A 23,260-nucleotide genomic window follows, 5' to 3' on the forward strand; every position below is an offset into this window, starting at 1 on the left:
AAAGACTCTTGATACACCATCATAAACCATCTTCTTATTTATGCACTATTAAATTTATTTAATGCTATCGTCATGCCTTCTAATAAAGTAAAGGTTATGACAAGTCTTCTTGAACATCCACGCGGAGCTGAGCCTGGGAAGCCTGGTGACCGCAAAGAATTTTCGTTTACAAACAAAACGCGACTTTCTAATACTGCTGAAGGTAAAGGTCGTGACGGCGCTCGCTACGGGCGCACTGGCGTAATACACACTCCTCACGGAGATATTCAAACTCCAGCTTTTGTGCCTGTTGCAACTCAAGCTGCAATGAAAGCTGTATTGCCGGAAAGCATTAAAGATTTAGGTGCGCAATGCATGCTTTCAAACGCTTTTCACTTGTATGAGCGTCCGGGCGCGGATGTTCTTGATGAGGCTGGCGGTTTAGGAAAGTTTATGAACTGGGATAAGCCAACTTTCACAGACTCTGGCGGTTTTCAGGTTCTTTCTTTGGGTGCTGGTTTTAAGAAGACCCTTGCAATGGACGTTACCGGCATGAAGTCGGACGATGTTATTGCAGCCGGCAAAGAGCGTATGGCTTTTGTTGACGAGGATGGCGTAACTTTTAAGTCTCCTCTTAACGGATCCAAGCACCGTTTTAGTGCAGAAATTTCTATGGGAATACAGCACAAGCTCGGCGCGGATATTATGTTTGCTTTCGATGAGCTTACAACTTTGATGAATACGCGTCGCTACCAGGAAGAGTCAGTAGAACGCACTTTCCGCTGGGCTAAGCGTTGTGTTGCAGAGCATCAGCGTTTAACTAAGGAGCGTGTAGGCAAGCCGTATCAAGCGTTATATGGCGTTGTTCAGGGCGCTAATTATGAGGATTTGCGTAGGCATGCGGCAGAGCAGATTGCTTCTTTAGATTTTGATGGCGTTGGTATTGGTGGCGCTATTGAGAAGCGAATTATTGGAGATACTTGCGCTTGGATTTGCGATGCTATGCCGGAAAATCGCCCACGCCACGTGCTTGGTATTGCAGCCGTGGATGATATTTTTGCTTGCGTTGAAAACGGCGGAGATACTTTCGACTGTGTTGCTCCGGCCCGCTGCGGAAGAAACGGAGCAATTTTTACTCGCCATGGGCGTTATAACGTTAAGCGCGCTGAGTTTAAGCATGATCAGCGTCCGCTTGAAGAAGGCTGCGATTGCTACACTTGCACGCATTATTCCAGAATGTATGTGGATCATTTGCTGCGCGCTAGTGAAATGAACGGATTTACGCTTGCAACAATTCATAACGAGCGTTTCTTCGTGAAGCTGCTCGACGATATTCGAGCTTCTATTGACGGTGGCTATTTTGAAGAGTTCCGTGATGAGACTCTTGCTCATTATTACGAAAACGGTTCAAAAGGATGAGAGTAGTTTTTACCACAAAATGCTAGGCTAAACATTGCGAATTTATATCAAATATGATAGCCTTGCACTTTGTATGCGAACGTGGCGGAATGGTAGACGCGCTGTCTTCAGGTGGCAGTGAGCGTATGCTCGTGCGGGTTCAAGTCCCGCCGTTCGCACTCTTTAAGAACGTTGATTTTTCAACGTTCTTTTTTATTTTGTGGCAACGGCTGCAACATCATGTGTAACAATTGTGCAGTTGCTTAAAAATGTGTGATAGACTGAATAGCGAACGTCGTAAGACGTCATATGTGTTAAAACATTGGTGTTTTAATTTTTACGGTCATGGAGGACTAAAATGGAACGTCGTTCAACGAAGACGACGAACCTGGGTGAAGAAATTGCCAGTATCGGGGGTTCGGCACACACGCGATTCAATCATGCCACAATAAAAATTACGGCAGCTAGCGAAAATAGCGGGAATCGCGGGAATCAAAACGAAGGAATAATAGGGTTCAAATTTGTAGCAAATGCGGATTGCGATTTATTAAATATTAAGCCCGCGCAAAAATCGCAAGCTTCCACGCATCAAGAGCACGCAACTCCAATAATAAAAATAAGTATTAAAGAAGATGCTCCCCTGCTTAGTGCGCAAAATCTTTTAGAAGATAACGCCGACGCAAACGGTGCAAAAGAAATTGCACTGCACATGGAAGATGCGCTAGGCGCATGCGATGGGCGCGAACACGATTTTGTAATAACGTACGGAAGTTTTGGGAGCCGATTTTATTTAGACGGATACCAGTGCTTTGCGAGCGCAACGAATCTTGGACCGCAAAGAGTGAGCGAAAAAGCGGCCGAAGTGTGTGCAGTACAGGCAGAATCTTCGCAAATCTACGACTTTTACTACTCAAACCACTTGCCAAATCCAGAAGAAATCGCAAATTCGGCCACTCAAGCACAGCCAGACATATGGTTTGCAGGACCTACGATTTGCGCAAGAGACATAAAACGCGTATCTTGCAAGTCCAGCGGAACGCTGCACATTCAATTTAGGCTGCGCGGGCCAGGCCAACACGGAGTGCTTTTTGCAGCCGGAACTGTTGGAACGAAAACTAATCTAGAATCTAGCGAAAAAATAAGCGTGTATGCAGGGCCAGAAGGCATAAAAATCACGCTAATCGACAGCGAAACGTGCGTAAAAAGCGTAATCGAAGCAGCCGCAAGCGTTGACGACGGCGAATGGCACGACTTGATTATTCGCGCAAATCGCGGAGCAATCGACATTTACGTAGACGGATACAGCCAGTCGCACAACATAGGACAATTCTGGTTTGCAAACATAACGGGATTAAACGCCGTAAGCATTGGCGAAAACCTGCGCGGAGTGCGATTAATGGGCGAAGCTAGAACGGGCGGAATCTACTTTAGTGCGCTAAGCGAAGGCCAAATCCAAAGAATATCAAGAGTAAAACCGCTTGTAACAACTGCATTATTCGACACAGGCTACGCAGGCTCTCGCAGCTACAGAATACCGTCGCTTGTAAAAACGCGCATGGGAACGCTAATCGCGGGAGCAGACCAGCGAACAAGCGTTTCGAACGACGCTCCAAATCACATAAACTTTGTGATTCGCAGGTCTGCGGACGGCGGCAAAACGTGGGGGCCTTTGCAAACCGTAATCAACATGCCTGGCAAAAACCTTGGAAAACTGGGCGCCAGCGCAATCGACTCCTGCCCTGTTTTAGACCCAGAAGGCAAAAGCGAAAGAATCAACGTATTAATTGACATTAATCCTGGCGGAATTGGGCTAACAAATTGCAAAACAGCTGTAGGCGTAGACGCATGCGGAAGAATCAAGCTTATAGACCGCTTAGGTGGCCACTACGCGGCGGCAATGGACGCAAGCGCAGCCGTAAAATTGCCATGCAATTCTAGCGAAAAAGAATGCGCAACAAACTGGCTAATTTACCCAGATGGAAGCATAAAAAATGGCGATTTGAGCGGAGACCTGAGCAGCGGATTGCACAATAATCAAACTTGCGACAGTTCCACGTGGGACATATGGAAATCGCCAGAAATTGCAAGCGAAAGTCAGCCATTATTCGCCGAAAAAACTTGCTACATAGCTCAAATCTACTCGGACGACGACGGCGAAACGTGGAGCGCACCACGCTTAATTGACCACATGGTTAAAGAACCGTGGATGAGCTTCGCTGGAGTATGCCCAGGGAACGGAATTATTATTAGGCATAGCGAAAAACATTACGGCAGAATACTCGTGCCATTTTATTGCAGCGGCCAAAGCAAATCGCACTATTCTTCGGGAGCGCTTATTTCGGACGACGACGGCGAAACGTGGCGCCGAGGCAAAATGATTAACGAAGGGCGATTAATGGGCGGCAAAATCGTAGATCCCGCAACAATGCAAGACGACGATGCAACAAGCTCCGAAACCGTGTTTGTAGAGCGCAAAAATGGCGATATTCTGGCGTTCTTCCGCAATCAAAATCGCTCGGGCTGCGTAGGCAAGGCCATTAGTCACGATTGCGGCGAAACGTGGAGCGAGCTGATTTTTGACCAAAGCTTGCCCGAGATATTCAGCCAGCCGAGCGCAACCTGCTTCAGCGGCGAAAACGCGCAAAACGCAGACTGCATAGCATTTGCAAACGCAAGCCAAATGATGCCGTACCGCGGCCGCGGAGTTGTGCGATTTAGCTTCGACGGCGGCAAAACGTGGCAAAAAAATGTGTGCGTAAACCCATTCCACCACGTTTATCAATGCCTTACCTCTAGCAATAAACACAATTTGCAACTACTGTGGGAAAAAGAGACTACTGGAATTTATATAACAGCAATAGATTCCTCGCTTTGTCGGCAAGATAGTTTGCAAACAGGTTTCAAAAACAAAGTACACAAAAACGAAAAAATGGAAGAAATAAAAGAGAGAAGACTCATGCGAACTGAAAGGAGCCAAAATGGAAGAGACATTTAGCAGCTGCGAAGACGATGAGATGACAACACTAGACCGCTTATCGTTATTGCAAGCAAGCTCTAACTCCGCTCCGATTGTTGCAAGAAAACGTTGCGACGAAACGATGGATGCAATCAGATCGCTTATTTTAAGAGAACGCTTGCAACCAAAAGACATGCTGCCAACTGAGCCAATGCTATGCAATTTGATTGGCGCATCAAGGTCATCGGTGCGCGAGGCGATTCGCAAGCTGGAAGCACTTAACATTGTGGAAGTTAAGCAAGGGAAAGGCATGTTTGTTGGCTCGCTATCTTTGGACCCAATGGTGGAAACACTCGCTTTTCGCTCCTTAATCTCCATTAATAAGAATTTTGAAGACTTGAGTAACGTTGTAGAAATGCGCAAATTCCTAGACCTTGGATGCGCGGATAAAGTTGTTGAGTCGCTTAAGGGAACGCAGCATCCAGAGCTGGAAGCGCTTTCGGAAACAATGACAAAAGAGGCGCATGCTGGAAAAACGTTCTTGGAACAAGACATTGCTTTCCACACGGGCATTTTGCGCGCGGTAAACAATACGATTGCAGAGCAATTTGTGCGATGCTTGTGGCTTGTGCATATGGCTGTTTTGCCACAATTGGGGCTGGAAGTTTCGGACGAGCTTGAAAAAACCGCTAGAGCGCATGAACTTATGCTTAAAACTGCTATTGCGGGAGACGCAGACGGATATAGGCAGGCTGTAAATAGCCATTACGAGCCAATTCAGTCGATTTTGCTTAATAGACTGCAAAAGCGCTGAAGCACATACATTCTATAAAATGGAAGAACCGCTCTAGTTTAGAGAGCGGTTCTTCCATCTTCAATGGTGATGCCTGAGTACTACAGCATCACGATTAATCGCAACGACACGATTTCCGTTACGAAATTTTATGGCCTTCTAGCCAAACGTGCTCGACGGCCAAATTCCCAGAATTAAGCAAAAGTAAGTCGGCTGCGTAACCCTTTTCAACCAAGCCCAAAGGCGCGTTAGTTATACCATTCTGCTTATCTACCCCAAGAGCGCGGGCTGGAACGAGAGTTGCAGCCGCAATTGCCGCCGGCAAGCCAATGCCAAGCTCTTTAACAGCGCGCTTAATCGCAACGTCCAACGTTAAAGTAGACCCCGCTATAGCGCCATTAGAAACAAGCCTTGCATGACCGTCTGTAACCTGAACGTCAAGTGCTCCAAGCTTATAAGAGCCATCCGCGCAACCGGTGGCGGCCATAGCGTCTGTTACAAACGCAATACGATTAGGAGCGGCATTAAACGCCATTTGCAAAATGGGATTTTCAACGTGGAAGCCGTCGTTAATAAGCTCAATCGTGACGCGCGAATCCTCCAAGGCTGCAGGAATTGGACCTGGCTTACGGTGATGAATGCCGTTCATAGCGTTAAACATGTGTGTCATAAGCGTGGAACCTGAGTTAAAAGCTGTGCGAGCAGTTTGATAATCCGCATCGCAATGGCCAACGGCTGGGATTACGCCAGCGTCAACAAAACGTTTAATAGCCTCCATGCCATGTTCACGCTCAGGAGCAATAGTAATCTGGCGCAAAGTGCCATCCGCCGCCTCAAGCAGCGCCTCAACACGCTCGGGAGTAGGGTCCACTAGGCAATTAGGGTCGTGCGCGCCTTTTCTAGAAAGCGCCAAGAACGGCCCCTCTAAGTGAGATCCAAGCACATCTGGTCGCGTTTGCATAACGCGCTTAACGGTGCGCAAATTCTCTTGCATTACGTCAAGAGGATTTGTAATCAAGCTAAGAACTTGCCTAGTTGTTCCGTGAAGCATGTGATACGCGCGCGCAATGGCAATCCCTTCGGCACCGTCGTCAAACGAATGCTCCCAGGCTCCATGAGCGTGCAAATCAATATAGCCTGGCGCAGCAAAATAGCCACCGCCGTCTACAACATTTAAGTCAGATGCGCGCAAGCCGCAAGCATTAATCGCCAGCGCAAGGTCTTCGTCTAAAATGCCCGTTTCTAAAATCACGCCATCTTTAACCAAAATCCAAGCGTTAGGAACAATTCCGCGCGCGTCTACAACGCTAACGTTTCGCACTACAAAACTGTGCCCCTCGTTTGATTTTAGTGAATCATCAATCTTATTTACGGCATCTAAGTATGCATTTTTTGACATTTAACCCACCTGCGTTTGTGCTTTTGAATACGTTACTTAATTTTAGACTTATCTATCAGAGGTATCGGATCTATCAGATTCCCTGCCAAGATGGCTTATTTGTGTACACCCAACGATAGTAGTCTGCCAACTTAAGCTTGCTTGCTGCCGCTTCGTCTATAATCACGGTTGCGTGTGGATGCATTTGAAGCGCGGAAGCTGGGCATAGCGAGCTTACTCCGCCTTCTAGCGTTGCAGCTACAGCATCTGCCTTATTTGAGCCGAACGCAAGAAGAACAAGATGCTTAGCGCGCAAAATCGTTCCAATTCCTTGGGTTATGCAGTGAGTTGGAACCTGGTTAATATCTCCGTCGAAGAATCGGCGGTTATCTACACGAGTCTGCTCAGTTAAGGTTTTTACGCGCGTTCCAGACGCAAGCGAAGATCCAGGCTCGTTGAATCCAACGTGGCCGTCGGAGCCAATTCCCAAGATTTGCACGTCGATTCCACCAGCAGCAGCAATAGCAGCGTCGTAGTCAGCTCCAGCGTGCGCAATCTTGCTGCCTTCGCTTAATGGAGCTCCGTTAAGAACATCTCCTGGAACGTGCACTAAATCTGGGTTTAGGCCGATTAAGTCGGTTACGGTTCTGCGGATTGTGCTGTGGTAGGACTGCTCGTGCTCTAATGGCAATCCAATGTACTCGTCAAGCGCAAATCCGCGCACGCGACTAACGTCAACATTATTTTCTTTAACAAGCTTTGCAAGATGCTCGTAGGCTTTTAATGGGCTAGACCCTGTAGCCAGGCCAAGTACTGCGTCTGGCTTGCGACTAATCAAATCTACAACTGCTTTTGCGTAGAGCTCGCCAGCTTCATCCTGATCTTTTACAATAATAACTTCTGCCATCTTTGCTTCTCCTTTAAAGCTTTAAGCAATTATTAGCATTGCGGCATGCGAATTAACGCACACCGCAACACTATTTACTTACTATGCACCATAAATAAAAGGCTTTATTAGATTATTTATGATTATTTATGATTTTTACTTAAGATACGCACTTAAGCCGCTACTTAGTGGAATCGCTCACTTCTTGCGGAGTCTTTGCCAAAGTCAAGCCAACTTCCTTAAGAACGCCAGCCACGGCTTCAACATTTTCTCCCTTAAGTGGGCAAACTGGATCTGGCATCTGATTTGTGTCAAACACGCCAAGCAATGCCATTGCGGTCTTAAATGCTCCAACGCCAGCGCCGAAGCCTGCCACGCCGCTAGGTACGGTAACAATTCGCATCAAAGCAGCAAGCCAATCCTGCTCCTTCTTAACCGTTGCCCAATCGCCAGCCTGAGCAGCCTTCCACATTCGCACGTAACCAGTTGCTTCAACGTTTGCAAGGCCTGGAACAGATCCGTCTGCGCCAGACATGTATGCTCCATCAACAACAACCTCTTGGCCCGTAAGCAAAGTCAATGGGTGGCCAGCCTTGTTGTTGTCGTCTACAAGGAACCTAAACGACACGTCGTCGTTGGAAGAATCCTTAACGCCAGCAAGCACGCCATCTTTTCCAAGCTTTACAAGCAAATTGCCAGGAAGTTTCGTGTGCACGCAAACTGGAATGTCGTAAGCAAATAATGGCAAATCTGGAACAGCTTCGTGAATAAGACGGAAGTGGCGCTCAACTTCTGCCATGCCGCCGAGTGCGTAGAATGGCGCTGTTGCAACGATTGCAGAAGCCCCAAGCTCCTTGGCTTCCTTTGCGTGCTCAATTACGCGGTTTGTTTCCGTGTCAATGCAGCCAACCAAAACTGGCACACGGCCGTCTACAATGCGCATTACGTTTTCAATGATTTCACGGCGGCGCTTATCTGTGCTAAATGCCACTTCGCCAGAAGAGCCAAGTGTAAACAGGCCGTCTACTCCAGCATCAATCATGCGATTAAGTGAGCGCTCAAAGCTAACAACGTCTACTTCGCCATCTGCAGTTAATGGCGTAACAACTGGAGGAATAACGCCGTGGAATTTTTCAGTCATAATTACACTTCTTTCGTGCTTAAAGTTTCGATATTAAGTTTCGATATTAAATTTCGAATTTAAAATTTCTGTTTAATATTTTGTTTTCGTAATTTAGTTGAGTGAGATGGGCGGCTCGCTTGAGTTTTGTTGTGAGTAATAGTGAACCGCCCAAGATTTTGTGTGGATTTATTTAACGCACCTTACTTGCACTCTTCTTCCGTTGGGTGCAACAGCGACGGTGCCGCTCCCATCAGAATCTTCGTGTAATCATTTTGAGGATTGTTAATAACCTGATGCGTTTCGCCTCGCTCAACAATCGTTCCGTGATTCATAACAACGACTTCGTCGGATATGTAGCGGATTGTTTGAATATCGTGGCTAATAAACACCATGGAAAGATTCAGCCTCTTCTTTAAGTCGGAAAGAAGATTCAAAATCTGAGCACGCACAGAAACATCCAAAGCAGAAGTTGGCTCATCTGCGATTATTGCATCTGGATTAAGCGAAAGCGCACGAGCGATTGCCACACGCTGACGCTGGCCGCCAGAAAGCTGACCTGGCAAAGCGCCAAGAACAGAGTGAGGCAAACCAACCATTCGGATTAGCTCCTTGGCTCTAGCATCGCGCTCAGCTTTGCTTCCAATCTTGTGCACAACAAGCGGGTCAATCAGCTGATCAATCACACTCATACGAGCATTCAAAGCCATTGCTGGATCCTGGAACACAACGGAAACCACGCGTCCAATATCCATGCGCTCTTTTGCGGTTCGGTGCGTAACGTCTTGCCCTTTAAACAAAACCTTGCCGCTCGTAACCTGCTGGAGTCCGCACATAGTGTTTGCAGTAGTAGACTTTCCGCAACCAGATTCACCAACAATACCAATCGTCTTGCCTGGCATAAGCTTAAGATTTACCTTGTTTACGGCTGTAATCTTGTTCTTATGGAATAAGCCAGATCCTGCTCGAGTAGTGAACACCACTTCGGCGTCGCGCAGCTCGATGATTGGAACATCGCCATTTTCGTTCTGTACTTTGTTTGTTTCGTTAACATTCATGTTCATCGCACATCTCCTTGATCGGAGGCGGTCAAAATTGCGGAAGGTACATCCGATTCAGGCTCTGGAGGCGCGGCGTAGAAGTGCCACGTTCCTGGAATGCGCTTCATTACTGGGCGCACGTCTAGTCCTTGATCTGGATGAGAAGAGCGAGGAGCGAATCGATCTCCCTTAGGGAAGTCGGATGGGCTTGGAACCGTTCCTGGAACCTGGTGCAATCTTGGAGCACCAGCCTCAATGGAGGTTACGGAGCCAAGCAAACCACGCGTATACTCGTGATGCGGGTCGGTTAGGATTTCCTTAGTGGAGCCTTGCTCAACAACCTGGCCTGCGTACATTACGGTAATCGAGTGCGCAACCTTGGCAACAAGAGCCAAATCGTGGCTTACAAACACCATTGCAAATCCAAGCTTTTCGCGCAATTCGTTAAGAAGGTCAATCACCTGCTTTTGAACAGTAACGTCCAAAGCGGTTGTTGGCTCATCTGCGATTATCAACTTTGGATCTCGCGTAAGTGCCATTGCAATCAACACGCGCTGACGCTGGCCGCCAGAAAGCTCGTGCGGGTAGGATTCAAGCGTGCGCTTTGGATCCAAGCCTACAAGCTCCAACAACTCTTCGGCGCTACGAGTGCCACCTCTAGAAGTTAGCTGCTTCATCTGCGTTTTAATCAGCATTGATGGGTTTAAGGAAGACAAAGCATCTTGGTAAACCATTGCAATCTCGTGGCCGCGCAAAGCATTGTGCTCCTTTGGGCTAAGCTTTACAAGATCCTTGCCATTAAACAGGATTTGTCCGCTAATCTTAGCTTTTGGATCAAGCAAGCCCATAATCGCCAGCGAAGTGATTGACTTACCGCAACCAGATTCACCAACCAAGCCCATTGTCTCGCCTGGGCGAACAGAGAAGCTCAAGTGGTCTACAACATTTACGCTGCCGTAGCGTGGGAACTGAATGCACAAGTCTTTAACCTCAATAACTGGAGGCTCTGTAGACGTTGGCTGCAAACGATCCGTGCGCTTTAGTTCAGCTTCGCGAAGTTTCGCAAGAGATTCAACCAAAGCTGCGTGCTGCTCTTTGTATGCTGCAACTGGGTCAGTAAGAATCCTGTCTTCCTTACGAGCTGCATCAGCGTCGGCTGCAGTCTTAGAAACTGGAGCGGTTGGTGCCGCAACCATTGCGTCAGTAATTCCTTCAGAAAGAATGTTCAAGCACAGAACGGTAATCATAATCGCAAGGCCTGGGAACAATGCCTGCCACCAGTATCCAAAGATAACGCCCGCTTTTGCGGAAGACAAAATGTTGCCCCAAGTTGGAGTTGGCTCTGGAATACCTGCGTTAATGAAGCTAAGCGAGGCTTCGAAAACGATTGCGTCTGCAACACAAAGCGTCGTGAACACCATAACTGGAGCTGCAATATTTCGGGTTACATGCTTGAGTAAAATCCATGGTGCTCGAGCGCCAGAAACGATTACTGCTCGTACGTAGTCTTTTCCATATTCGCTTATAATATTTGCTCGCACAATTCTTGCGATTTGTGGAACGTAAAGCACGCCGATAGAAATGATGATGCCAATCATGGATTGTCCAAGAATTGCAAGGCATACGGCCGCTAATGCGATTCCTGGAATGGACATTACAATATCAATCAATCGCATTATAAGCTCAGCAATCCAGGTGCGGCTTACTGCTGCGATTGAGCCGATGATAGCTCCCATAACCAGTGCGAAAAGCACAGATGACAAGCCAATTACAAGCGAATAACGTGCGCCGTACATAACCCTAGAGAACACGTCACGGCCAAGGTTATCGGTACCAAACCAATGCGCACCTGTTGGAGCTTGATAGTTTTGCGTAATCTTTACTGGATCGCACGGAGCTATAAATCGCGCGAAAATAGCGCAAAATGCTAGAAGCGCAATCACAATGAACGCAATTCTGGAGCCTAAGCTCATTTTGTTAAATCTATTAAACTTGATGCCTGGCTTTGATGCGGCATCTACTACCTGATTCTTTCCAAATAGCATGTCACACCGTCCTAATCCTTGGGTTGATTAATACGTATAGCAAATCAACAATGATGTTTATGAAGATGAATGCGATTGCAACAACCAGTACAACGCCTTGCACAAGCATTGGCTGGTTGCCGTTAATGCCATCGAACATTGCCGTGCCCATTCCTGGCAGAGCAAAAATAACCTCAATAACGATTGCGCCACCCATAAGGTAACCAATCTTCATGCCCAAAGTTGTAATTGGGGTGATTAGGGCGTTGCGGAATACGTTTCTAGCAACTACTACGCTTTTTGGAATTCCTGCGCCGATTGCGGTTCGTACGTAATCTTTATCCAATTCTTCTACCATTGAGGTTCGTATGATTCGCGTAAGCTGGCCGGCTACTGGAAGTCCTAGTGCGAAGCAAGGCATTGCCATTCTTGCAATATAAGCTTCTGGATCTTCAAAGAACGGCACAAAATCGCCGGAACCTGGGAGCCAAGCTAGCTTAATTTGAAGAACGTAAATCAAAAGAACACCAAGCCAGAAGGATGGGGTTGCAATTGCAATAATCGAAAGAATTCGAACTGTTTGGTCAACCCAAGTATCGCGGTAAAGTGCTGCAAAAACGCCAAACACTACTGCAAAAATTATTGCAATTAATAAGCCGATGAAAGTTAGCTGAAGAGTGATTGGGAATGCTTCTGCAACGCGTTCTGCTACGGAGTCTTTATTTACGCCGTAAACACCCATGTTTCCTTGGAAAAGACCAAGAATGTAGGATCCGAACTGTTCCCACCATGGGCGGTCGTAGCCCATTTCGTGGCGGAAAGCTGCAAGTGCTGCTGGAGACGAGTTTTCGCCTAAAGCTGCAACTGCTGGATCATATTTTGAAAATGACATAAGGAAGAATACGAGGAACGTAACGCCGAATGCCATGAACGGCAGGGCAATTAGTCGCCTACCTAAAAGTCTAAGAAAATTACTCATAAGACATCCACACATCCATTGAAGAAATTGTTATTTTTATAACAAAACCGGCCCGTCTGCACAGAAGCGAGAAAGGTAAACAGTTGGGCCGGTTTTGCGGTTAGAGGTTAGGGGGTTGACGTTTATTTAATACTTCTGGTTCTGCACCTACTTTGTAAGCTTTGCTTTTACAAGGTTGATGCCGGTAGAGCCGATTGCATTCCACTCTGCCAAAGAGCCTTTCTTTACGGCAGTCGTAGTCTTGCGGTGGAAGAGTGGGTACAGAGGAACTTCGTCGCTAATCAAGTCGAAGCACTGGTTCCAATACTTTTGGCGCTCGGCTGGTGTGCTAGCTGCCAAAGCCTTGTCCATAAGATTGTGAAGTTTTGCGTATCCTTCGGAAGTCTTCCAGAATGTGCGCTGACGGGTCCAAGCGTTGTCTCCGTACCACCAGCTCATCAACAAATCTGGGTCGTTTCCGAATACGGATGGGTCGCCTGGTGCCAAAACCATCGAGTAGTTTGCGTCGTCGCGATCGGTGATTGATGGGTAAAGTGCGGAAGACTTCATAGACTGAATGTCTACGTCCATACCTATTTCAGCAAGATCGTTCTTGATTTGCGGAGCGAGCTGGGTGATCCAAGTGTGGTCGGTTGTGTAAAGGGTGAACTTGATAGGTCCTTTTACGCCGGCTTCCTTGAGTAAGCTCTTTGCTTTGTCGATGTTCTTGGTGTATACGTTCTTTGCCTTATGGTAGTTTGCGTAATTCTTCGGCAAGAAGCTTGTTGCAGGATCGCCTTGACCGCTCATTTGGTTTGCTATGAGCTTGTTTACGTCGATTGCGTAGAGTACAGCTTGGCGCACGCGCTTGTCGTCGAATGGCTTCTGCTTCGTGTTGAACATAACGAATGGGAGAGTGAAGCCCTGAGCGGTTTTAAGTTCAGAACCGGAGGACTTCAAAGTATTGAAGGCTTGTGCTGGAACCATTTCCATTACGTCTGTTTTGCCGCCTTGCATAGCAGTTACGCGAGCGGTATCGTCAACGGTTATGTTCCAAACCATGTTCTTGGTTTGTGCCTTGTACTTGCCGTTGTACAAATCGTTGCGCTCAAACTTTACTTGGTTATCGGTGATTGATACGTACTTCCATGGGCCGGATCCGATTGGCTGATTCTTTAAGTCTGCATCCGACTTTGCGGTTGGAACAATTTGAATCAAAGCGAGACGCTGCTTGAACAGTGGGAAGGCTTTCTTTAGCTTAAAGATTACGTGACGATTGTCTTTTGCTTCTACGGAATCAATGAAGTCGAGCATTGATATGTAGAGGCTTCCTTGCGCGGTTGTGCGCTTGAATGAGGATACTACGTCGTTTGCGGTTACTTCTGTTCCGTCCGAGAACTTAGCGGCATCGCGAATGGTTACTTCGTACTCGGTGTCGGAAATCTTCTTTGGTTCTCCTTTTGCAAGTGCGTTGAAAACTTTAAAGTTGCTGTAGTCAAGAGCGTAAAGTGGCTCCGTAACATGCCAGTTTGCTGCCATTGGCAACGCGCCAGAGGTTGTAGATGGTGCGAAATCGCGGCTTGCGTACGCAACTTGAGCTGTAATCGTATCTTTTACAGCAGTATGTGCTTTTGCTGACTTATTTTTTGCTCCACCGCAGCCAGATAGCATAACTAATGCGACTAGGCCTGCAGCTATTGCAGTGGTTAGCTTTGAGCTAATCCGTTTCATGTTTTCTCCTCACCGTTGAGTTTGTTGATTCACATTTCATCTTTGAATGTGAATAGTTTTCAATTATGCGCTCGTGTGATTTTCACGTTACTTTAAACATAAGAGGTCTGATGTCTGATGTCAAGTTGTGCGTGTGTCGAGATTGTGAAAATTCATTTATTCTTTTTAAAGCTTTGCTGCAAACCAACGCGTAATTGACGTTGGATGCGTAATTGCCGTCCCAACAACTGCAGCCCACGCGCCCATTTGCATAACCTCATGCAATTGCTCAGGGGTGTGAATACGCCCCTCACAAATAATAGGGTAATTTGGGAAAGCTTGCAAAATCTGGCCTAAAAGTTCAAAATCAGGCCCGTCTGTTTTCGGTCTTCCTGGAGAAGTACCAGCCAAAGTAGTAGATATAATATCCGTTCCACAATCCGCAGCGCGTTTAGCGTCATCGAAGTTTCCGCAATCAGCCATAACTACTATGCCCTCATTGTGCAAAGCGCTAACAGTCTGCTCGTAAGTAAGCCCGTCTGGACGCGGCCTATCAGTTGCGTCAATCGCAATAATATCTGCTCCAGCCGCCGCACAGCAGCGCGCATGACGCAAAGTAGGTGTTATATAAACTCCATCGTGGCCATCTTTCCAAATGCCGATTACAGGAACGTCAACTTGACCTTTAATCGCGGAAATATCCGACAATCCTTGGCATCTAATTCCAATAGCGCCGCCTTCTACGGCAGCCATTGCCATTTGTGCCATTGTTTCCGGGTGCCTAAGCGGCTCCCCAGGGTAAGCTTGGCAGCTAACAATTAAGCCGCCCTTAATTTTTTCAACTACAGGATTCATAGTTTTTCTCCTTTTTAAAAATATTTCAAATTTGAGAAGCTGTAAAAGCGGCGAAAGCAGCACCAATAAGCGGAGCTGTGCCACCAAGCTTTCCCTTAAAAATCGGCGTGCTTTTAACCAAATCTAAAGCAGAATCTTCAAATCCAGCTCGCATTGAATCCCACCAAATATTTCCTGCTTCTACAACAGACCCCGAAAGCACAATAACATCTGGGTCTATAAGATTCGCCATTCCAGCTATGCATTCTCCCAATGCTTTTGCGCTTTTAGCAAGCGTTTCTTTAGCGTGCGGTTGACCTTCGTTTGCGTAAGCGCATACTTCGTACCCGTTTTCCGCTTTTTGAACACCTGCAGGCAAATTATGGTTGTATAAAGTTGCAAGACCAGTTCCGGACGCAACTGGCTCAATATGCCCAGCGTGCGTTCCGCAAGAGCATTCGAATCCAACTCCCAAATCGCTAACAACATGACCGGCGTGACCGGCAACTGAGTGTGCTCCTGTAAAAAGTTTGCCGTTTATAATAATTGCACCGCCGATGCCGGTTCCTATTCCAACGGAAAGTACGATTGATTTTCCGCGTCCAGCTCCGTAAATAGCTTCCCCTAGTCCGTGTCCGCCAACGTCTCCAATCATATAAACTGGCAAATCAGTTATGCTTTTAAACGCGTCGTAAATTCGCTGCCCGCGCCAACCGGGAAGAATGTCTGTTGCTGCAACGATTTCGCCAGTTTTACTATTTGGTACTCCTGCGGCTGCTATGCCGATTCCGCTAATGGTTTTGCCATTTTTTTGCGCTTTTTCCAGGATTTGTTTCGCTAGTTCTACTAAACGATTTTTTATGCTTTCGCCACCTTTTGACGCTTCGGTTGGTATTGAACCGTATTCTTGCACGGACGGAATAACGCAACCTGCAGCATCTGCAATATTTGCCGTTGCTGTATCAGCCGCATCTGCAATATTTTTGCTGCATGCCGACTCCGGTAATGTAACCAATCCGTAAGCTATTTTTGTTCCGCCTATGTCAAAAGCAAGATATGTAGAGCGAGAATCTTTTATTTCGTTCATAAGTCACATCCGTAGAAATATATTTTATTTGCTGATTGATTGAGTTTTTAATTCACGCAATTTGTGTTGCGTTTACAGCTTCGTAAATATGCTTTAAATAGTTCAAGCGTTCTGGAACGCTGGAATCTTGCGGTACGCATACTTTTGCACCCAAATAGTCGATTAAATAATCGTCTTTTAAAGCTTCGCGCGCAGTTTCCTGAATTTCCGCAAGAGTCATTAAGGACGTTGGCTCGTCTGGAGCCATAGGCAAGTGTCCATCAATCCATTCGTACCCGTATTGCGTAGCTTCTGGGCCTGCTCCCGAGAACATTACTCCCTTAAGCACTCCAGCTTTTCTTGCTTCGCGTACGTGATTTATAGCGGCTTTAGCATTGCGTTCTTCAACAACGCTACGACCCCAATTAATTGTGATTCCAATTCCTGCATCTTTTGCAATTTGAATTTCGTCTTCGAGCGGAAGGAAGCCTTTTTCTGGATTTTGCCCTTCAATATACCTGTCGCAATGTTCCATTACGAGCTTTGTTCCAAGCCAATCTAATTGCGCGAGCTCGTCTAGTGACTTTTTCATTGCGTCCGCGCGCGCTATTCGAGTTGGTGCCGTGTGTATTTCAATATGCGAAATATCGCAGCTGTTTCGAAGGTTTGCAAAATCAGCTATTGCGTTACGAATATTTTTGAAGAAGTCGATTGCGCGAAGTCGCCCTTCTTCGCTCGTGCTTGCTAAGCCAAATTCTGGATCGGGATCAAAATTTATATGCCGCATTGTTCCGGGAATTGCGGTTATTGTGTTTTTGTGCCAGTTTGATGGTATTGCGTTTGCTAGCCATTCTCGGGTTTGCGAATCTGCTAAATCGCCCGGGTATGGGATTTCTGTTCCGGCAACCCAGTTTTGACTTCCGAGTAAATCGTAGTATTGTTGTTGTTCTTCGCGTGATTTTGGCAGTGACGCGTACGCGCCTACAACGAATTCAGTTTTCAGCATGATATCCTCCTTGAAATCGCGGCTGAATTGGCTTTCTTTGTATGTTACAGTAAGCACGTTACAATTCGTCAGACGTCTGATAAATTATCAAATCGTACTGAATTTGCGATACTCTGCTTTTTAATTCGAAAGTTACTAAAATCAAAATATTCATTCTTTAAATTTCTATTAATTAATTTTTATTAATTAATTTTTTATATGTGTATGCTGTAAATGAGAAAATCATAATGATTTGATACAAAATATTTATTAAAATAAAGATTTGTAACGTAACAATTTATACAAGCGGCGGTGAGGCAATGACTACTATGTCTACTAACGATGAACCAAATCGCAATAATGCGCAAATCAATTCTTACGAACCGCATATTGGCCGCGAATCTCACGTAGTGCCGGGTCGTTTTGGAGAGCCGCTGAAAGTAACGCACTCACAATATTCACAAGGTAATGCTGTTGCGCACCCAACGCATCCGTTGCTGCTGTTCTTGCACGGATGGGGTTCTAACGAAGAAGATTTACTAGATTTATTGCGAATAGTAGCTCCGTATAATGATGCGATTTCATTACGTGCTCCGCTTAAACTTGCGCAAGGTGCGTACAGTTGGTTTCATGATGCTGTGCCGCAGCGAGAAGATTTAGATTACGACATGTATGCTGCTGCAGCCGCAATAGACGAGTGGGTGTGCGCGAATATTCCCGAAAATCGAGATGTTGTTCCATTCGGATTTTCTCAGGGAGCAGCGCTCGCAGTTCATTTATTGCGCTTGAATCCTGCACGTTATCGCGCATCCGTTGCGCTTTCCGGATTTATAGCTCCTAACGTTCCTGCCTCTGCAGACGAAATTGCTTTAAAAGATGACGATTTAGCTGAGCACAATACGCCTGTATTTTTCGGCTACGGTTTAGAAGATGCCGTGATTCCGCCTTACGAATTTTCTGCAGCTGCCGCTTGGCTTGAGGAGCACACGTGGTTGGAAGAAAAGCGCTACAAAGGCCTTGATCACGCTGTGCATATGGAAGAACTTGGGGATATTCGAAAGTGGTTCATGTTGCACGATATTACGTCGGGACTTCTGTAGCAGTTGCGATTTGTGAGTTGATTGTGTGAGTTGATTGTGCAGTTGATTGTGTGAGCCGATTTTATGAACAAAAATGATGATTCCGTTACTTACGCAATGAAGGAAGCGTTGCGGTTGGCGGTCGAAGCGGCTAAAGCTGGAGAAGTTCCAGTTGGTGCAGTTGTGCTTGATGGTGACGGAAATATTATTGGCCGCGGAGCAAATTTACGTGAGGGAATGCACGATCCTTTAGCTCATGCGGAAGTGCTCGCTATGAAATCTGCTGCTTCCTCGCGCAAATCTTGGAATTTATCTGACTGCACTTTGGTAGTAACTCTTGAACCTTGCCCTATGTGCGCTGGAGCAATCTTACAAACTAGACTTCGTCGCGTAATTTTTGGCGCTTGGGATGCAAAGTTGGGTGCGTGTGGATCTGTATGGGATATTTTACGAGACCCACACGTGGGATCTTATCCGGAAGTTATTGGTTCGGTTTGTGAATCTGAATGTGCGCAAGTTTTGCGAAACTTTTTTGAAAATCACCGTTAAAACTGAATAATTTTTTAATTAGAAACGCCATAAGAAACGCAATTAGAAAATTTTTTGACAATCTCCGCGAATTGAGTAATATGCTATAAAAACAAAAAGCAAATCGTTTTTACTTTTGCTTTTGCAATATTTGTAGTCGCTTCGACGTAATTCCTGTAAAACGCATGAATCTCGCCTAAGCACATTTTTATCTAAAAGGAGGTGTCACTATGAGTGGCATGAAATATGCAATGATCGGTTCTGGAGCTATGGGGTATCGCTATGGCGTTTTGTTGCAGGAAACGGCTGGCATTCATGTTGATTTCATTGATGCCTGGGATGAAAATGTGAATAAGGTTCGCGCGCAAGGCGGAGTAATGGTTAGCCGAGACCATGAAAACCGTCATTTGGTGCCTATTAATATGTATACGCCTGAAGATTACGACGGTGATCCAGACGTGTGGATTGTGTTTATGAAGCAAATGCAGCTTGCTCAAATGTTGGAGCGTTGCAAGCATTTGTTCAAAGAGCATCAGGTTGTGTTTGCTGCAATGAACGGTTGGGGTCATTTTGAAAAGCTTCAGCAGTATTTCTCAGATGATCGTATTTACGGCGGTACGGCAATGATTGCAACCGTTTTGAATGGTCCGGGTGACGTTGATTTTATTGGTAAAGTTGGCGTTGGCACAATGAATATGTGCGCGTTGAACGAGCAGGTGAGTGATGTTGAGCTTGCTATGCGAGACGACTTTAAAGCTGCAGGTTTGAACCCTACTATTACGGAAGATTTCAAGGGTACTTGCATGGCGAAGGTGATTTTTAATTCCGTAATCAACACTTTGTGCACTATGTACCAGATTCAAATGGGCCAGTTTATTTCGTACCCAGGTGCTATGGATATGGCTCGTCAACTTATTAACGAAGCTTACGACGCGTGCGATCGCGCCGGAATTCGTATGGTAAATACGCGCCAGAAGGAGATGGAAGCTATCGATTACGTAAGTCGCGTGGCAAATCCTTTGCACTATCCTTCTATGTACCAAGATATGAGCCGCGGTCGCGAAACGGAAGTCGACTATATCAACGGTTATATTGCGAAACTTGGTCGCGAAAACGATTACGTTTGCCGCACGCACGAATTCTTAACTCACGGCGTGCACTTGGCGGAGCTTGCGTTCAAACTGCATCATCAGCAGTGATTTGGAGAGCATTCTAATTCGTGCCACGAATGAGAAGGAGGTGCGGCTCACGGTTTTTACTGCGGGCCGCTTTTATTATATGCGCAAATATATAGTATTCTGCTAGAATTTAGAGTCTAAAATTATAAATACTATTAAACATAAAATTATTCGTAATAGAAAATACGCAATAAAATACTTACTTACGTAAATTAGTGGGGAATGTATGACTACTTTTGACCGAGTAAACTTACCAGAATCCGTGCGCACAAACGGCGCTACGCCAAACCCTTGGTGGGCGAATGCAGTTGTGTATCAGATTTATCCGCGAAGCTTCCAAGATACCAACGGCGACGGTATTGGTGATTTGAAGGGAATAACTTCGCGCCTTGATTATTTGGCTGATTTAGGCGTTGACGTGCTCTGGCTCAGCCCTGTATACAAGTCTCCGCAAGACGATAATGGTTACGATATTTCCGACTATCAAGATATTGATCCACTTTTTGGAACTTTGGAAGATATGGACGAACTTTTGGCTGGAGCTCACGAGCGTGGGCTTAAAGTTGTGATGGATTTAGTAGTAAATCATACTTCCGACGAGCACGCCTGGTTCCAAGCTTCAAGAGATGCTTCTAGCGACTACGCGGATTGGTATTGGTGGAGGCCGGCTCGTGAAGGCCATGTGCCAGGAGAGCCTGGCGCGGAGCCAAATAAGTGGGGCTCGTATTTCGGCGGTTCTGCGTGGACTTACGATCCAAAGCGAGGTGAATACTATCTTCACCAGTATTCTCCAAAGCAGCCAGATTTAAATTGGGAAAATCCTGCGGTTCGCGCTGCAGTGTACAAGATGATGAATTGGTGGATGGATCGCGGAATTGACGGCTTCCGCATGGACGTTATTACGCAGATTTCAAAGCATGTTGATTCTGAAGATCGCTTGCCTGGTGAAGATGGCTGCCAAATTGAAGATTTTCCGGCTGGAGCCGACGGCTATTCATCGCCATTCCCATTCTGCTCGGACGGACCTCGTTTAGACGAGTTCTTGCGCGAGATGCGTGCAGAAGTTTTCGAAGGGCGCGAAGGTTATCTTACTGTTGGTGAGGCTCCAGGAATTTCTCCGCACCGCAACACATATATTACGGATCCTGCTCACAGCGAACTCGACATGTTGTTCCTGTTCAATCACGTAGATATTGATTGCGAAAACGGCACGAAGTGGAATCCTGTGCCGCTAAAGTTGACTGATTTAAAGCGCGTAATGGCTGAGCAGCAGCAAGCTGTAGCGGATGCTGGTTGGGCGAGCCTGTTCTTTAATAATCACGATCAGCCGCGTGCGCTTTCTCGCTGGGGAAGTGAATCTAGCGATGAGATGCGCGTGCGATCCGCTAAGGCAATTGCAATGCTTCTTCACATGCATCGCGGCACTCCGTACGTGTATCAAGGTGAAGAAATTGGTATGACTAACGCGCACTTTACTCGTCTTGAGCAGTATCGTGATTTGGAAGCGTTGAACATGTTTAAGCAGCGCGTAGAAGAAGCGCATATTCAGTCGGCGGAGTCTATGATGGATGCGCTCGCAAAGCGCGGTCGCGATAATTCTCGAACTCCAATGCAGTGGAATGCTTCTAAATACGCGGGATTCATGCCTTTTAATGTTCCGTCGCTAAACAATGCGGAGCCGTGGATTAGTGTGAATCCTAACTACGTAGACATTAATGCAGCTGAGCAGATGGAAGATTCGGATTCTGTTTATGCTTTTTACAAGTATTTGATTGCTTTGCGCCATTCTGAGCCGATTGTTTCCACAGGCTCTTGGAATTTGGTTGATGCAGACGACGAGTGTGTGTACGCTTTTGTGCGTGAGCTTAAATCCGATTGCGGAACTAAGGAAGATTCTGCGGAATCTAATGCAGAATCTACAGAACGCATGCTCGTAATGGTTAATATGACAGAATCAACTGTTCCTATTCCTGCAGAAAGTGCGAAAACGCTGCAAAATCGCCTTTCTAGCAGCTTTACGGAGCATAACGTAATGGTTACAACCTACGACGTAAATCATGCGCTTACATCGCTTAAAAATGGTACGCTTTCGCCTTGGGAAGGTATAGCTGTTACTTTGCAATAGTTAATTTGTGATAATTGTTTCGCAATAACTACTTTGCAATAGTTTCGTCTACTAATTTTGGCAGAGCTTTCGCAATATCTTCGCGAATAATACGCTCTGCCAAATAATCGTATTGCGTATCTCCCAGGTTCATTATCGTAATTGGCACTCCTGCGCGAGCAGCTAACGGCACAAGGCTTGCAGCTGGAAATACTTCTAGCGTGGAGCCAATAACCCACAGCTCGTCCGCTTTAACTATTGCTTGCGCGCTTCTTTCCATAGCGCCTTCGGGAAGTGCTTCTCCAAAATATACAACGTCTGTTTTAATCAGACCATTGCAAGGCATATTTCCGCGGTATGGCAGGGCGCGCCTGCAATGCGGATCTGGATGCTCGTCTAAATCTGCCATAATATCGGCAGTTTTATAGCTCGCGTGGCAGCTCATGCAGTGCGATGTTCCAATACTTCCGTGCAAATTCACTATGATGTCTGGGTCATTGCCAGCTTTTTCGTGAAGTGCGTCAAAGTTTTGTGTGGCTATAAGGTCGAGCATTCCTGCCTGCTCGAGTTTTACAAGTGCCTTGTGAGCTGTTCCAGGCTGTGCGTTCCAAACTGGCGACTCTTTTTGCCATCGCCAAGAATATATGCGTTCCTCTTTACTGCTTAAAAATGCGTCTATATCGTAAACACTCATTTGTTCTGGGTGCTTGGTCCATACGCCGTCTGGTCCGCGAAAATCTGGAATGCCCGCGCTCGTAGATATTCCCGCGCCTGTTAGCACAACGATATGTCTTTTGCTGTTTGATTGCTTGTTGTTCATTCTTCTTCTCCTTTTATTAATATCTGTTAATATCCTATTCTTATTTTTCTTCTTCTTTATGCTCTTTACGCTTTTATGTTTTTATGTGCTTCATATTCTTTAATAAATGTTTATTTAATAAGTATCCATTTATATATGTATTTCTTATTCCATATATCGCATTCATATATCTTTTTGTTTATGTTTAATCGTATATCTCATACTTTTCTGCTTTTTGTGTATTTTGGGCGTTGATTTTGTATTGATTGTGTTTTTGTTGTTGTTTTGTTTAAAGCTGGGGGTTGCGACACTCCCGGTTTTGAGGTTTTTGGGGTTATTTTTGGTTATTTTTTGTTGGTTTTGATTATTGTTTCTGGTTTTGTGTTGGTTCTTGGGTTCTTTTTCGTTGTTTTCGACACTCCGGAGGATGCTAGTATTTCCAACG

Annotated in this window: 18 protein-coding genes and 1 tRNA gene; 8 read left to right on the forward strand and 11 right to left on the reverse strand. The window is 46.0% G+C overall.

What is annotated here, in order from left to right; translation table 11 throughout:
* Positions 1–72 precede the first annotated feature (72 nt).
* The 4 genes from tgt to CGSMWGV1500E_RS05205 all read left to right on the forward strand — a co-directional run bounded on the left by tgt (position 73) and on the right by CGSMWGV1500E_RS05205 (position 5,147).
* Complete coding sequence (tgt, locus tag CGSMWGV1500E_RS05220; RefSeq protein WP_196218457.1) at positions 73–1,398, forward strand: tRNA guanosine(34) transglycosylase Tgt; 1,326 nt, start codon at positions 73–75, stop codon at positions 1,396–1,398.
* 75 nt (positions 1,399–1,473) lie between these two features.
* Positions 1,474–1,556, forward strand: a tRNA-Leu gene (locus CGSMWGV1500E_RS05215).
* 179 nt (positions 1,557–1,735) lie between these two features.
* On the forward strand, positions 1,736–4,372 hold the full coding sequence (locus CGSMWGV1500E_RS05210) for a sialidase family protein (RefSeq protein WP_004126695.1): 2,637 nt from the start codon (positions 1,736–1,738) through the stop codon (positions 4,370–4,372).
* A complete protein-coding gene (locus tag CGSMWGV1500E_RS05205; RefSeq protein WP_004126698.1) occupies positions 4,356–5,147 on the forward strand; it encodes a FadR/GntR family transcriptional regulator in 792 nt (263 codons plus the stop codon). The genes CGSMWGV1500E_RS05210 and CGSMWGV1500E_RS05205 overlap by 17 nt, the downstream gene beginning before the upstream one ends.
* A gap of 118 nt (positions 5,148–5,265) precedes the next feature.
* Here the strand turns inward: CGSMWGV1500E_RS05205 and nagA are convergent, their stop codons facing one another.
* The 10 genes from nagA to CGSMWGV1500E_RS05155 form a co-directional block, all read right to left on the reverse strand.
* Positions 5,266–6,525, reverse strand: coding sequence for an N-acetylglucosamine-6-phosphate deacetylase (nagA, locus tag CGSMWGV1500E_RS05200; protein ID WP_004126700.1), 1,260 nt, complete (start codon positions 6,523–6,525; stop codon positions 5,266–5,268).
* Between the two features lie 73 nt (positions 6,526–6,598).
* Positions 6,599–7,411, reverse strand: coding sequence for a glucosamine-6-phosphate deaminase (gene nagB, locus CGSMWGV1500E_RS05195; RefSeq protein WP_004126702.1), 813 nt, complete (start codon positions 7,409–7,411; stop codon positions 6,599–6,601).
* A 160-nt stretch (positions 7,412–7,571) separates the two neighbouring features.
* Positions 7,572–8,531, reverse strand: a complete 960-nt coding sequence (locus tag CGSMWGV1500E_RS05190; protein WP_004126704.1) for a dihydrodipicolinate synthase family protein — start codon at positions 8,529–8,531, stop codon at positions 7,572–7,574.
* 182 nt (positions 8,532–8,713) lie between these two features.
* Positions 8,714–9,574 (reverse strand): ABC transporter ATP-binding protein, encoded by an 861-nt coding sequence (locus tag CGSMWGV1500E_RS05185; protein WP_004126706.1) that lies wholly within the window; start codon positions 9,572–9,574, stop codon positions 8,714–8,716.
* On the reverse strand, positions 9,571–11,595 hold the full coding sequence (locus tag CGSMWGV1500E_RS05180) for a dipeptide/oligopeptide/nickel ABC transporter permease/ATP-binding protein (protein ID WP_004126708.1): 2,025 nt from the start codon (positions 11,593–11,595) through the stop codon (positions 9,571–9,573). Before CGSMWGV1500E_RS05180 ends, CGSMWGV1500E_RS05185 begins: the two co-directional genes overlap by 4 nt.
* A 1-nt stretch (position 11,596) precedes the next feature.
* Positions 11,597–12,502 carry an ABC transporter permease gene (locus CGSMWGV1500E_RS05175; protein WP_004126711.1) on the reverse strand — a complete coding sequence of 302 codons (906 nt, stop codon included), beginning with the start codon at positions 12,500–12,502 and terminating at the stop codon, positions 11,597–11,599.
* A 198-nt stretch (positions 12,503–12,700) separates the two neighbouring features.
* On the reverse strand, positions 12,701–14,263 hold the full coding sequence (locus tag CGSMWGV1500E_RS05170) for an ABC transporter substrate-binding protein (protein WP_004126714.1): 1,563 nt from the start codon (positions 14,261–14,263) through the stop codon (positions 12,701–12,703).
* A gap of 165 nt (positions 14,264–14,428) precedes the next feature.
* The gene (locus CGSMWGV1500E_RS05165) at positions 14,429–15,097 is read right to left on the reverse strand and encodes an N-acetylmannosamine-6-phosphate 2-epimerase (RefSeq protein ID WP_004126717.1); all 669 of its coding nucleotides are present in this window, start codon (positions 15,095–15,097) and stop codon (positions 14,429–14,431) included.
* A 25-nt stretch (positions 15,098–15,122) separates the two neighbouring features.
* The gene (locus CGSMWGV1500E_RS05160) at positions 15,123–16,163 is read right to left on the reverse strand and encodes an ROK family protein (RefSeq protein WP_004126721.1); all 1,041 of its coding nucleotides are present in this window, start codon (positions 16,161–16,163) and stop codon (positions 15,123–15,125) included.
* Between the two features lie 52 nt (positions 16,164–16,215).
* Positions 16,216–17,148 (reverse strand): DUF4862 family protein, encoded by a 933-nt coding sequence (locus CGSMWGV1500E_RS05155; protein WP_004126723.1) that lies wholly within the window; start codon positions 17,146–17,148, stop codon positions 16,216–16,218.
* Positions 17,149–17,456: 308 nt separating this feature from the next.
* On the opposite strand from CGSMWGV1500E_RS05155, the gene CGSMWGV1500E_RS05150 reads away from it, so the two are divergent.
* The 4 genes from CGSMWGV1500E_RS05150 to CGSMWGV1500E_RS05135 all read left to right on the forward strand — a co-directional run bounded on the left by CGSMWGV1500E_RS05150 (position 17,457) and on the right by CGSMWGV1500E_RS05135 (position 22,037).
* Positions 17,457–18,227: an alpha/beta hydrolase gene (locus CGSMWGV1500E_RS05150; RefSeq protein ID WP_050543252.1), complete on the forward strand. Its 771-nt coding sequence runs from the start codon at positions 17,457–17,459 to the stop codon at positions 18,225–18,227.
* A 63-nt stretch (positions 18,228–18,290) separates the two neighbouring features.
* On the forward strand, positions 18,291–18,755 hold the full coding sequence (locus tag CGSMWGV1500E_RS05145) for a nucleoside deaminase (protein ID WP_004126735.1): 465 nt from the start codon (positions 18,291–18,293) through the stop codon (positions 18,753–18,755).
* 209 nt (positions 18,756–18,964) lie between these two features.
* On the forward strand, positions 18,965–19,933 hold the full coding sequence (locus CGSMWGV1500E_RS05140) for a ketopantoate reductase family protein (RefSeq protein WP_004126738.1): 969 nt from the start codon (positions 18,965–18,967) through the stop codon (positions 19,931–19,933).
* 205 nt (positions 19,934–20,138) lie between these two features.
* Positions 20,139–22,037, forward strand: coding sequence for an alpha-glucosidase (locus CGSMWGV1500E_RS05135; protein ID WP_004126740.1), 1,899 nt, complete (start codon positions 20,139–20,141; stop codon positions 22,035–22,037).
* 28 nt (positions 22,038–22,065) lie between these two features.
* Here the strand turns inward: CGSMWGV1500E_RS05135 and CGSMWGV1500E_RS05130 are convergent, their stop codons facing one another.
* Positions 22,066–22,836: an SIR2 family NAD-dependent protein deacylase gene (locus CGSMWGV1500E_RS05130; RefSeq protein WP_004126742.1), complete on the reverse strand. Its 771-nt coding sequence runs from the start codon at positions 22,834–22,836 to the stop codon at positions 22,066–22,068.
* Positions 22,837–23,260 lie beyond the last annotated feature (424 nt).

It is taken from the genome of Gardnerella vaginalis 1500E (genome assembly GCF_000263595.1).
GTDB classification, from domain to species: Bacteria; Actinomycetota; Actinomycetes; order Actinomycetales; family Bifidobacteriaceae; genus Bifidobacterium; species Bifidobacterium vaginale_E.

Bases quoted from the DNA above. Each gene is read 5' to 3' on its own strand.
- tgt (WP_196218457.1), top strand. From the start codon at position 73: ATGCCTTCTAATAAAGTAAAGGTTATGACAAGTCTTCTTGAACATCCA.
- CGSMWGV1500E_RS05210 (WP_004126695.1), top strand. From the start codon at position 1,736: ATGGAACGTCGTTCAACGAAGACGACGAACCTGGGTGAAGAAATTGCC.
- CGSMWGV1500E_RS05205 (WP_004126698.1), top strand. From the start codon at position 4,356: ATGGAAGAGACATTTAGCAGCTGCGAAGACGATGAGATGACAACACTA.
- nagA (WP_004126700.1), bottom strand. From the start codon at position 6,525: ATGTCAAAAAATGCATACTTAGATGCCGTAAATAAGATTGATGATTCA.
- nagB (WP_004126702.1), bottom strand. From the start codon at position 7,411: ATGGCAGAAGTTATTATTGTAAAAGATCAGGATGAAGCTGGCGAGCTC.
- CGSMWGV1500E_RS05190 (WP_004126704.1), bottom strand. From the start codon at position 8,531: ATGACTGAAAAATTCCACGGCGTTATTCCTCCAGTTGTTACGCCATTA.
- CGSMWGV1500E_RS05185 (WP_004126706.1), bottom strand. From the start codon at position 9,574: ATGAACATGAATGTTAACGAAACAAACAAAGTACAGAACGAAAATGGC.
- CGSMWGV1500E_RS05180 (WP_004126708.1), bottom strand. From the start codon at position 11,595: ATGCTATTTGGAAAGAATCAGGTAGTAGATGCCGCATCAAAGCCAGGC.
- CGSMWGV1500E_RS05175 (WP_004126711.1), bottom strand. From the start codon at position 12,502: ATGGCATTCGGCGTTACGTTCCTCGTATTCTTCCTTATGTCATTTTCA.
- CGSMWGV1500E_RS05170 (WP_004126714.1), bottom strand. From the start codon at position 14,263: ATGAAACGGATTAGCTCAAAGCTAACCACTGCAATAGCTGCAGGCCTA.
- CGSMWGV1500E_RS05165 (WP_004126717.1), bottom strand. From the start codon at position 15,097: ATGAATCCTGTAGTTGAAAAAATTAAGGGCGGCTTAATTGTTAGCTGC.
- CGSMWGV1500E_RS05160 (WP_004126721.1), bottom strand. From the start codon at position 16,163: ATGAACGAAATAAAAGATTCTCGCTCTACATATCTTGCTTTTGACATA.
- CGSMWGV1500E_RS05155 (WP_004126723.1), bottom strand. From the start codon at position 17,148: ATGCTGAAAACTGAATTCGTTGTAGGCGCGTACGCGTCACTGCCAAAA.
- CGSMWGV1500E_RS05150 (WP_050543252.1), top strand. From the start codon at position 17,457: ATGTCTACTAACGATGAACCAAATCGCAATAATGCGCAAATCAATTCT.
- CGSMWGV1500E_RS05145 (WP_004126735.1), top strand. From the start codon at position 18,291: ATGAACAAAAATGATGATTCCGTTACTTACGCAATGAAGGAAGCGTTG.
- CGSMWGV1500E_RS05140 (WP_004126738.1), top strand. From the start codon at position 18,965: ATGAGTGGCATGAAATATGCAATGATCGGTTCTGGAGCTATGGGGTAT.
- CGSMWGV1500E_RS05135 (WP_004126740.1), top strand. From the start codon at position 20,139: ATGACTACTTTTGACCGAGTAAACTTACCAGAATCCGTGCGCACAAAC.
- CGSMWGV1500E_RS05130 (WP_004126742.1), bottom strand. From the start codon at position 22,836: ATGAACAACAAGCAATCAAACAGCAAAAGACATATCGTTGTGCTAACA.